9 protein-coding genes and 1 pseudogene are annotated in these 10,554 nt (G+C 60.5%); all 10 read left to right on the top strand.

Annotated features, from left to right (window positions below):
• Positions 1 to 180 (top strand): annotated as a pseudogene (locus tag AC4DF4_RS05935) (hypothetical protein); the annotation flags it as partial.
• Positions 181 to 347: 167 nt separating this feature from the next.
• Positions 348 to 2,117, top strand: a complete 1,770-nt coding sequence (locus AC4DF4_RS05930; RefSeq protein WP_490047189.1) for an NADH-quinone oxidoreductase subunit G — start codon at positions 348 to 350, stop codon at positions 2,115 to 2,117.
• A gap of 21 nt (positions 2,118 to 2,138) precedes the next feature.
• Positions 2,139 to 3,389 (top strand): complex I subunit 1/NuoH family protein, encoded by a 1,251-nt coding sequence (locus AC4DF4_RS05925; RefSeq protein WP_490047188.1) that lies wholly within the window; start codon positions 2,139 to 2,141, stop codon positions 3,387 to 3,389.
• Between the two features lie 25 nt (positions 3,390 to 3,414).
• Positions 3,415 to 3,981: a 4Fe-4S dicluster domain-containing protein gene (locus tag AC4DF4_RS05920; protein WP_490047187.1), complete on the top strand. Its 567-nt coding sequence runs from the start codon at positions 3,415 to 3,417 to the stop codon at positions 3,979 to 3,981.
• 19 nt (positions 3,982 to 4,000) lie between these two features.
• Positions 4,001 to 4,564, top strand: a complete 564-nt coding sequence (locus AC4DF4_RS05915; protein ID WP_490047186.1) for an NADH-quinone oxidoreductase subunit J family protein — start codon at positions 4,001 to 4,003, stop codon at positions 4,562 to 4,564.
• A gap of 12 nt (positions 4,565 to 4,576) precedes the next feature.
• A complete protein-coding gene (gene nuoK / locus AC4DF4_RS05910; protein WP_490047185.1) occupies positions 4,577 to 4,897 on the top strand; it encodes an NADH-quinone oxidoreductase subunit NuoK in 321 nt (106 codons plus the stop codon).
• A 31-nt stretch (positions 4,898 to 4,928) separates the two neighbouring features.
• A complete protein-coding gene (gene nuoL, locus AC4DF4_RS05905) occupies positions 4,929 to 6,746 on the top strand; it encodes an NADH-quinone oxidoreductase subunit L (RefSeq protein WP_490047184.1) in 1,818 nt (605 codons plus the stop codon).
• A 28-nt stretch (positions 6,747 to 6,774) separates the two neighbouring features.
• Complete coding sequence (locus AC4DF4_RS05900; RefSeq protein WP_490047183.1) at positions 6,775 to 7,332, top strand: ORF6N domain-containing protein; 558 nt, start codon at positions 6,775 to 6,777, stop codon at positions 7,330 to 7,332.
• Between the two features lie 12 nt (positions 7,333 to 7,344).
• Positions 7,345 to 8,796, top strand: a complete 1,452-nt coding sequence (locus AC4DF4_RS05895) for a complex I subunit 4 family protein (RefSeq protein WP_490047182.1) — start codon at positions 7,345 to 7,347, stop codon at positions 8,794 to 8,796.
• 37 nt (positions 8,797 to 8,833) lie between these two features.
• Positions 8,834 to 10,303 (top strand): NADH-quinone oxidoreductase subunit N, encoded by a 1,470-nt coding sequence (locus AC4DF4_RS05890; RefSeq protein ID WP_490047181.1) that lies wholly within the window; start codon positions 8,834 to 8,836, stop codon positions 10,301 to 10,303.
• Positions 10,304 to 10,554 lie beyond the last annotated feature (251 nt).

The raw sequence follows: 10,554 nt of genomic DNA, 5'->3' as shown, positions 1-10,554 counted from the left end.
CCCGACTTCAACCCGATCGAGCGACTTTGGCAGCACCTGAAAGGACACTACCTGGCCGGCTACTTCACGAAACAAAGCAAGGACCTCAGCGACAAGCTCGTTGAGTCGATCCAGCACTTGATGGATCGACCGAAAATCATCCGATCCGTTTGCAAAACGCATTCCGAACAAGGGAACTAATTTTTGGCAAAGGGTCTAAGTGATCCCAAAACCTTTGGAATTCTCCATAAATTCGCTTGTGAAACTTTTCACAAAGCACGCTTGCCCGGTCCGCCCCGGGTGGACATATTGCCGCGCGAACACCGCCGGGCTCTTCTTGCACAAGCGTCCGGCGCTCTTATTTAGCCATGAGCGACACACCTTCGGCGACAGCGGAATTGAACCTGCCCAAAGACCAAGCTGCCGAAAAAGGCCTGGTCAACGTCCAGATCGACGGAGTTTGGCACCAATTCCCCAAGGGCACACGGATGATCGAGGCTTGCCGCCAGGCGCAGGTCATCGTCCCCCACTATTGCTACCACCCGAAGCTCAGTTCGCCCGGAAATTGCCGGATGTGCCTCGTGCAAATGGGCATGCCGCCGCGCCCCGCGCCCGGCCAGGAGCCCCAGCGCGACGAGAACGGCTACGAAATCATCGGCTGGATCCCCCGCCCCGTGATCGCCTGCGCCAACACCATCAGCGAAAACATGGGCATCCGCACCACCGGCGAACTCGTCGAAAAGTGCCGAGAGGGCGTCATGGAATTTCTCCTGATCAATCACCCGCTCGACTGCCCGATCTGCGACCAAGCCGGCGAATGCCGCCTCCAGGAACAGTCCGTCCAGCACGGCCGCGGCGTCTCGCGCTTCGTGGACATGAAGGTGAAAAAGCCGAAAAACGTCGAGATCGGCCCGCGCATCCGCCTCGACGACGAGCGCTGCATCATGTGCAGCCGCTGCATCCGCTTCATGGACGAAGTCGCCGACGATCCGGTGCTCGGCTTCACCCAGCGCGGCACGCACACCACCCTCACCGTCCACCCGGACCGCCTGCTCGACTCGAACTACTCGCTCAACACCGCCGACATCTGCCCGGTCGGCGCGCTGACATCCAACGACTTCCGCTTCCAAATGCGCGTCTGGTTCCTCAAGGAAACCCCGAGCATCGACGTGAATTGCGGCACCGGCACCAACATCACCCTCTGGACCCGGGAAAACAAAATCCACCGCATCACCCCGCGCCTGAACGACGAGGTGAACTCCGCCTGGATGCCCGATTCCCATCGCCTGAATTTCCACTACATCGACAGCGAGGCCCGCCTCACCGAGCCGCTTTCAAGGGGCGTGGGCGTCTCGCCCACGAGTTTTCAACCCATTGCCTGGCCCGCCGCCATCGCCTCCGCCGCCTCAAGAATCAAATCCATCCCCGCAGCGCAAACCGCCATCATCGCCTCCGGCCGCATGACCAACGAGGAACTCTTCCTCGCCCGCGCCCTCGCCTCGGAAATCGGCACTTCCCTGCTCTCGCTCGTTCCCCGCTTCGCCGAGGCCGACGCCCTGCTCATCGCCGCCGACCGCAACCCGAACACCACCGGTGCCAAGCTCGTCCTCGGCGCTGAAGAGCCTTATTGGAATCTCAGCTCCATCCGAGACGGTGTCCGCAACGGCTCGGTCAAATCGCTCATCGTGCTCGGGGAAGACCTCATCACCGACGCCGGCTTCACCGCGGAAGACCTCGGCAAACTCGATTTCCTCCTCCAAACCAGCGTCCTCGCCAATCCCACCGCCGAGCAAGCGCACATCGTCCTACCCTCCGCCGCCTTCGCCGAAAAGCGCGGTTCCATGGTCAACCTCGCCGGCCGTCTCCAGCGCCTCAACCGCGCCGTCGAACCGCAAGGCCAGGCGCACGACGATTGGGAAATCCTCCGCGACCTGCTTCTCGCCATCTCCAGCGACACGAACCAGATCCACCACATCGAGGACGTCTTCAAAGTGCTCGCGGAAAACGTCGCCGCCTTCAACGGCCTGACGCTTTCGAAAATCGGCCATCAAGGCACGCAAATCGCTGAAACCGGCTACCAGATCGCCCTCCTCCAAAACGAGCGCGCCCGCAAAGCCGCCGGACTCATCAACGGTTAATTTTTCCCACTCCTCTCCTCCATGGATCTCCTCCAGATTGCCATCATCATTGTCAAAATCATCGTGCTCACCTTCATGGTGGTGCTGCCGCTGGTTCCCGTTTCCGTCTATTTCGAGCGCCGCTTCTCCGCCGTCATCCAGGACCGCGTCGGCCCTAACCGCGTCGGCATCCCGCTGACCTTGTTCGGATTTAAAAAAGACTTCCACCTTTTCGGACTGATCCAACCGATCGCCGACGGCTTGAAGCTGTTTCTAAAAGAAGACTTCACTCCCGCCCACGTCCGCAAGGCGTTCTACTGGATGGCACCGGCGCTCACCGTCGTCCCCGCGCTCATCACCGTTTGCGTCGTCCCCTTCGGTTCGCCGATCAGTATCTTCGGCCACACCGAAAAGCTCGTCATCGCGGATCTCGACATCGGGCCGCTGTTCATCTTCTCCGTCGCCTCCCTATCCGTCTATGGCATCACCCTCGCCGGCTGGTCTTCCAACTCGAAGTTCCCCTTCATCGGCGGCGTCCGCTCCACGGCGCAAATGATTTCCTACGAAATCGCCCTCGGCCTCTCGATCATCCCGGTGCTGATGTATTTCGGCGATCTCAACCTGAGCACCATCGTCCAACAGCAAGCCGACCACGGCTGGCTGCTGCTCCCGCTCTGGGGCCACGACGCGGACCACACGCTCACCAGCAAGCTGCTCTTCTGGTTCCCCGCCGCCATCGCCTTCCTCATCTTCACCATCTCGATCTTCGCGGAAACCAACCGCATGCCCTTCGACCTTCCCGAGTGCGAAACCGAACTCGTCGGCGGCTATCACACCGAATATTCCTCGATGAAATTCGCGATGTTCTTCATGGGCGAATATGCCGCCATGGTCATCGGCTCGGCGCTCATCATCACCCTCTTCCTCGGCGGTTGGTCGATCGGCTTCGGCCTCGACGCCATGGTCGCCAAGCTTCACATCGGCGACTTCTACTTCGGCGGACTCATCCACCTCGGTTGTTTCATGACCAAGCTGATCGGCTTCATCCTCTTCTTCATCCTCGTCCGCTGGACCGTGCCGCGGTTCCGTTATGACCAGCTCATGAAACTCGGCTGGGTCGTGTTCTTCGAAGCCGCCCTCATCAACGTCTTCCTCGCCGCCCTCATCGTCGCAGCGCCACAGCTCAAGGGCACGATCATCGGTATTGGCGCCGTCCTGCTCGTCATCGTCACCGCCGCGGTGATCTGGGTAGCCAAGGTCTCCGAGGAAACCCCGAAAGTCCTTCGCGCCTAACTAAAACTTCTCACAATTTCCTCTCATGGCCGTCGTCAAACTCCAGCGCCCAAAACTCAATTTCGGTGAGAAAATCTACTTCGGAGCACTCATCAAGGGCTTCTTCCTCACCATGACCCACGCGGTGAAAACGCTGCGTGGAAAATCCGTCGGAGCCGACGAACTCGCGTCCTCCGGCCTCGGCGTGACCATGCAGTTCCCCGAGCAACGCTGGGACGAGCATCTGCCGGAATACTACCGCGGCGCGCCCGCCCTCGTCACCGACGAGCAAGGCCGCGAACGCTGCGTTTCCTGCCAGCTCTGCGAATTCATCTGTCCGCCCAAGGCCATCAAGATCATTCCCTCCGAAATTCCGTCTGATGACCCGTGGGCCAAAGTCGAGAAGCGTCCGCTCGAATTCGAAATCGACATGATCCGCTGCATCTACTGCGGCATGTGCGAGGAAGTCTGCCCGGAGCAGGCGATCTATCTGCGCAAGGACTACCTCATCACCGGCCTCAAGCGCGCCGACATGGTCCACGACAAAAAGCGCCTCTACGAAATCGGCGGTACCCGCGTCGGCCTCGTCAACAAGTGGAACGAACTGAAGTAACTTTCTCTCTAATCATCCCATGCCTTCCTATCTCTTCTGGCTCTTCTCCACCGTCATGCTCATCGGTGGTGTCTCGGTGATTGCCTTCCGCAATCCGGTTTCCAGCGCGCTTTCCGTCGTCACCTGTTTCGTAGGTCTCGCTGGATTGTTCATTGGCCTCAGTGCCTTCTTTGTCGGCGTCATCCAGATCCTCGTCTACACCGGCGCGGTGATGGTATTGTTCCTCTTCATCATCATGCTGCTCGACCTCAAGGATGAGGAAAAGCGCTCCAAGTCCCTCGTTCCGGTCGCCGCTGGCATCGCCCTGGTAGCCGCCTTCACCGTGCAACTCATCGGCATCCTCTCGCGCACTCCTAACGTGATCGCCCCCACACTCGACAAGGAAACCCTCGCCGCAGCCGCCAGCGGATTTCCCGCCACCAGCAAGATCGCCACCACGCTCACCCAGGGAAAACTCCCCGACGTCCACCTCATCGGCCACACGCTTTTCACCGACTACAATCTCCCACTCCAGATCCTCGGCGTTCTGCTGCTCGTCGCCACCGTCGGCGTCGTCGTCCTCTCCAAACGCCAGGCGGACTAAACATCATCTCTCATGGCCACCCTCAACGACTACCTGCTCGTCTCCGGACTTCTCTTCGCCATCGGCCTCGCGGGCGTGGTGCTGCGCCGGAACATCATCATCGTCTTCATGTGTCTCGAGCTCATGCTCAGTGCGGCGAACCTCACGCTGGTCGCGTTTTCCCGCTTCCACGTCAAGCCTAACGGCCTTCCCGACTACAACGGCCAGATGCTCGTATTCTTCGTCATCACCGTCGCCGCCGCAGAAGTCGCCGTCGGCCTCGCGATCATCGTCGCCCTCTACCGCGCCCGACAAACCATCCACACGGACGAGCTCACTTCGCTCAAGGGCTGAAGAACTCAACCACTGATTGACTTCCCACCTCATGAATCTCGCCTGGATCCTCCTCTTCCTCCCGCTCGCCGTCGCGGCAGCGAACCAACTTCTCCTGAAAAAATCCGGACTCGCGCCGATCGTCTCGGTCGCCTCCGCGCTCGCGACTTTTGTGATCGCGGTGCTGTTGCTAGGGAAAAATGAAACCGCCCACTTCGCCTGGGCGACGATTGGCGACTTCTCCATCAACATTGGCATCAAGCTCGACCAGCTTTCCACCGGCATGATGATCGTCGTCACCGGCGTCGGCCTGCTGGTGCATATCTTCTCGCTCGCCTACATGAAGGACGACTCCGCCAAGGCGCGTTACTTCACCGGATTGTCGCTCTTCATGTTCTCGATGACCGGCATCGTGCTGGCGGACAATTTCATCATGACCTTCATCTTCTGGGAGTTGGTCGGACTCAGCTCCTATCTACTCATCGGCCACTGGTATCAGAAGGATTCCGCCGCGGACGCCGCGAAGAAAGCGTTCCTCTGCAACCGCATCGGTGACTTCGGCTTCATGGTCGGCATCCTCATGCTGTGGGGCATCACCGGCAGCCTTGCTTTCGATGGCATGAAGGAAGGTCTCGAAGTTTTTGGAAAAGCCAACCCCGCGATCTTCGGCGGCGTGCTCTCCGCCGCTGTGCTCTGCATCTTCTGCGGTGCTGTTGGAAAATCCGCCCAACTCCCGCTCCACGTCTGGCTGCCGGACGCGATGGAAGGCCCGACGCCCGTTTCCGCATTGATCCACGCCGCCACCATGGTCGCCGCCGGGGTTTACATGCTGTTCCGCCTGCAATTCACCCTCGGTTTCGAAGTCTTCGAAGGCCTGCAAGCCAGCGCCGTCATCGCATGGACCGGCGGCATCACCGCCCTCGTCGCCGCGCTGATGGCCACCCAACAGGACGATATCAAGCGCGTGCTCGCCTACTCCACCCTCTCCCAGCTCGGCTACATGGTCATGGCCGTGGGCCTCGTTTCCGGCGAGGCGGGCATGTTCCACCTCTTCACCCACGCTTGGTTCAAGGCCCTGCTCTTCCTCGGTTCCGGCGCGGTCATCTTCGCCTGCCATCATGAGCAGGACATCTGGAAAATGGGCGGCCTGCTCAAGAAAATGCCGGTCACCGGATTCACCTTCCTCATCGGATTTGCCGCGCTCATCGCAGTGCCGTTTACCTCCGGATTCTTTTCCAAGGAGCAGATCCTCGAAGCCGCCCATGAAAAGGAACCCATCCTCTTCTGGATCGCCGCAGCCGTCGCGGTGCTCACGCCGTTTTACATGACCCGCCTTTACGTCGTCGCGTTCCTCGGGAAGAACCGTTCCGAAAACGCCTCGCACGCCCATGAAGTCGGCCCGCTGATGTCCGGTCCGCTCGTGCTTCTCGCCATCCTCGGTGTCATCGCAGGGTTCCCGTTCGTCGCGAGCAAGTTCGCCCCGGCCTATCACCAGCCGGAGCATCTCATCCACCTCGGCTTCGTCACCTACGTCTCCATCGGTGCGCTTCTCACCGGGGTGATCGCCGGATTCGTGCTCTACGCCGGCAAGGAAAAGGACCCCGTCTCAATCCCGCTCCTCCAAAACCGTTTCTACATCGACGGCATCTATGACAACTTCCTCGTCCGTTATTTCCAGGACGCCTTCGCCGCCATCGTCGCCTTCTTCGACGAGTTCATCATCAACGGCCTCATCGTCGGCGGTCTCAGCCGTGCCGCCGAATCCTTCGGCAATATCTTCCGCAAAGTCCAGTCCGGCAGCCTCCAGGGCTACGCCTTCGCCTTCGGGCTTGGCATCATCCTCGTCGTTTATTTCACGGTATTCCCTTAATCCCTGAAATTCGGCAATCCTTTCTTTCATGCACTCGCCCAAACTCTCAATCCAAGTCGAACAGCGCATCCTGCTGTTTCGGGGACAGAGAGTCATGCTCGATTTTCAGCTGGCCGAGCTATACCAAGTCGAGACCCGTGCGCTGAAACAAGCTGTCCGCCGCAATCCCGACCGGTTCCCGGCCGACTTCATGTTCGAGCTCACCCATGGTGAAATCACCGAGCTGGTATCACAGAATGTGATACCAGGACTTGGCAAACTGGGAGGAGCATCTCCCATGGCTTTTACCGAGCAGGGCGTGGCAATGCTTTCTAGCGTCCTGCGTAGCGATCGTGCCGTGCAGGTCAACATCGCCATCATGAGGGCTTTCGTCCGTCTTCGTGAGTTACTTGCCTCCAATGCCGACTTGGCCCGAAAACTAGAGAGCATTGAGAAAAAATACGATGGTCAGTTTCGCATCGTTTTCGACGCGATCCGCCAGTTGATGACGCCCGCCACCCAGCCCGCCCGTGAGATGGGCTTTCACACCATTCCGAATCCACAACCCGCCCGCAAACTCCGAACCACCCGGAAAAAGGCAAACTAACCAGTCTTCCCCATGCTCGCACTCCTCGTCTTTCTCCCGATCGCCGCGTTCATCGCGATCCTCTTCGGCGCGCCGGCCCGGCTCACCGCCATCGCCGCCTCCGGAATCAATCTCGTGCTCGGTCTCATCGCGACATGCACATGGCATAGCACCGGACTCTGGTCCTTCTCCGTGCCCGTTCTTGAAAAGCCCGCGCTCAACCTCGCCTTCGGCTTCATCGACGGCATGAGCGTCATCATGGTGCTGCTTTCCGTGATCGTCACCCTCGCCGCCGTGCTCTCCGGCAAGGCTCCTGAAGGCAGGGAAAAACTCTACTACGGCTCATCGCTGCTCATCTCCGGTGGTGCGCTCGGTGCCTTCGCCGCGACCGACCTGTTCTTCTTCTTCGCGTTCCACGAACTCGCCCTCATCCCCACTTTCCTGATGATCGGCATCCTGGGCCGCGGCGACCGTCGCGCTGCGGCTTGGAAAATCACCATCTACCTTGGTCTCGGCTCCATCATCCTGCTGGCAGGCCTCGTCTGGCTCGCCAATCTCGCCGGCTCTTACGACATGCACCGGATTCTAGCATGGGCTTCGCTGGGCGGTAAGCCAATGATCGATCCCGCCTCGCAGAAGGGCATCGCCGCGCTGCTCATTGTCGGCTTCGGCACGTTGGTTTCGCTCTTCCCTTTCCACTCGTGGGCCGCTCCGGCCTACGCCAGCGCGCCCGCTCCGGTCGCCATGCTGCATGCCGGCGTCCTGAAAAAATTCGGCCTCTACGGCCTGCTGCGCCTCGCCATCCCGCTCGTGCCCGAGGGCCTGCAATTCTGGCTCACGCCCCTGCTCGTCCTGCTGCTCGGCAACATCCTGTGGGTCGGTTGGGTCACGATTTCCCAGAAGCGCCTCGACCTGATGCTCGGCAACTCCTCGGTGATGCACATGGGGTATATCTTCCTAGCCATCGCCGCGCTCATCGCCTTCCCGGAAAACCCGCTTGCCCGTTCCGCCGCCATCGTCCTGATGTTCGCCCACGGCATTTCCATCGCCCTGCTCTTCGGCCTCGCCGACCGCATCGAGCGCAACACCGGCTCACTCGACCTCCAGGACCTCGGCGGCCTCGCCAAATCCGCGCCCAAGCTCGCCTTCCTCTTCGGCATCGCCGCCATGGCCTCTATCGGACTCCCCGGCCTCGCCAATTTCTCCGGAGAAATCCTCGTCTTCCTCGCCGCCTTCAAGAGCTACAACGGCACCGCCGGCCTCGGTCCCGTCCAGATCGCCTGCATCTTCTCGATCTGGGGCGTGGTCATCTCCGCCGTTTACATGCTCCGCGCCTACCGGAATATTTTCCAAGGCCCGGCCGTGAAAGCCACCGAATCCGCCGCCGACCTCACTCTGGCGGACCGCATCCCTGCCACGCTGCTGGTTCTCGCGCTCTTCGCCGTCGGCATCTATCCGAACCTTCTGCTCAACCTTCTGAAATAAGTCCCATAGGACCTATAAGACCTATTCTTCTCTTCCCATGCCCGCTTATTACCTAGAAGCCCTCGTCGTCACCCTCGGCATCGTCCTGCTCATGGCCGAGACCTTTTGCTCGTGCAAAAGCAAAGCCTGGGTCGGCCTCTCCGCCGCCGTCGGCCTGGTGGTCATCCTCGGGCTCACCTGCCTCGCCATCGGACCGGACGCGAAACCCGACGCCGACTGGGCCAAGTGGCCGCTGTGGAACTTCTACAACTTCGACGGCCTCGCGAAATTCTATAAGATCTTCGCCCTCGTCACCACCATCCTCGTCCTGCTGCTCGCCGTCGATTACCGGAAAATCCTCTCCCGTTTCACCGAATCCCCCGACTCCGAATCCGGCACCGGTGAATTCTACTGCCTCCCGGTCTTCGCCTGCGCCGGCATGATGTGGCTCGCCTCCGCCAAGGACCTCGCCGGTGCCTTCGTCGCCCTCGAACTCGTCACCGTCACCTTCTACATCCTGGTCGCCTACATGCGCCGCAACGTCGGCTCGCTCGAAGCCGGGGTGAAATACCTCATCCTCGGCGCGCTAAGCACCGGCTTCCTCGTTTACGGCATCGCCTGGGTTTACGGCACCACCGGCACCATGAGCCTCGCGGAAATGCCTGAGCGCCTGACCCACCTCACCAACGCCACCCCGTTACTTTTCGGCATCGCCCTCGTCATGGTCGGCCTCGGTTTCAAGATCGGCGCCGTGCCGATGCAGATCTGGATTCCCGACGTCTATCAGGGCGCACCTACGCCCGTCACCGCGTTCCTCTCCGTCGGCTCGAAAGCCGCCGGCTTCATCCTCACCATCCGTTTCCTCGAACCCTTCCTCGCCAGCGATCTCACCCGCGGCCCGGTGCTCACACTGCTGGTCATCCTCGCCTGCGCCACGCTGCTGTTCGGAAATCTCGCCGCCATCCCGCAGACCAACTTCAAGCGCCTGCTCGCCTATTCCTCCATTGCCCACGCCGGATTCCTCATCCTCGCGCTCGCCGCGTGGTCCGGAGGATCCACCACCTCCCAAAGCTCCACAGAAGTCGTCTCCTTCTACCTCGCCACCTATCTGCTCATGACCCTCGGCGTCTTCTTCGTGCTCGCCCAAGTCCGCATCCAGCGCGACGGTGAGATGATCAGCGATTTCAACGGCCTCGGAAAAACCAACCCGCAGCTCGCCCTCGCCCTAACCGTCCTGCTCGCCGCCCTTGCCGGTGTCCCGCTGACCGCCGGATTCCTCGGCAAGTTCCTCGTCTTCTCGCTCGCCGTCGAAGCCAAGCTCTGGGTCGGCGTCGGCATCGCATTCATCGCCGCGGCCGCCGGGTTCTACTACTACTTCAAGGTCATCCGCGCCATGTGGTGGAGCGACCCTGCCGATACCAAAGCCATCGTCCTCCCTTGCATCAGCAAGCTCTGCATCGCCGTGCTCACCATCGCCACCCTCGTGCTCGGCTTCTGGCCGCAGCCGATCTGGGCGTTGCTGAAATAACGGGTTCCGGCTGCCTCAGCCGCCCGCCCAAAAAAGAAGCGGTCCGACTGATCATCCCCAAGGAAAACCCATTAACCTTGAAGCATCTCAGTCGAGCCGCCTTGCCTTGCGACAATTTTGAAAAGTGGCCCGACCTTTCATCCCCTGGGAAAACCCATTAACCCGTGAGAATCTGAATCGAACCGCTTTGTCTTGCGACACCGCAGACCCAGCACCCTCCGTGCCAAGTGTCTTGTCGAAAACTTCAAAAA

Source organism: Luteolibacter sp., assembly GCF_058122085.1.
This window is presented reverse-complemented; position numbering and strand designations above follow the sequence as displayed.

Bases quoted from the DNA above. Each gene is read 5' to 3' on its own strand.
- AC4DF4_RS05930 (WP_490047189.1), top strand. From the start codon at position 348: ATGAGCGACACACCTTCGGCGACAGCGGAATTGAACCTGCCCAAAGAC.
- AC4DF4_RS05925 (WP_490047188.1), top strand. From the start codon at position 2,139: ATGGATCTCCTCCAGATTGCCATCATCATTGTCAAAATCATCGTGCTC.
- AC4DF4_RS05920 (WP_490047187.1), top strand. From the start codon at position 3,415: ATGGCCGTCGTCAAACTCCAGCGCCCAAAACTCAATTTCGGTGAGAAA.
- AC4DF4_RS05915 (WP_490047186.1), top strand. From the start codon at position 4,001: ATGCCTTCCTATCTCTTCTGGCTCTTCTCCACCGTCATGCTCATCGGT.
- nuoK (WP_490047185.1), top strand. From the start codon at position 4,577: ATGGCCACCCTCAACGACTACCTGCTCGTCTCCGGACTTCTCTTCGCC.
- nuoL (WP_490047184.1), top strand. From the start codon at position 4,929: ATGAATCTCGCCTGGATCCTCCTCTTCCTCCCGCTCGCCGTCGCGGCA.
- AC4DF4_RS05900 (WP_490047183.1), top strand. From the start codon at position 6,775: ATGCACTCGCCCAAACTCTCAATCCAAGTCGAACAGCGCATCCTGCTG.
- AC4DF4_RS05895 (WP_490047182.1), top strand. From the start codon at position 7,345: ATGCTCGCACTCCTCGTCTTTCTCCCGATCGCCGCGTTCATCGCGATC.
- AC4DF4_RS05890 (WP_490047181.1), top strand. From the start codon at position 8,834: ATGCCCGCTTATTACCTAGAAGCCCTCGTCGTCACCCTCGGCATCGTC.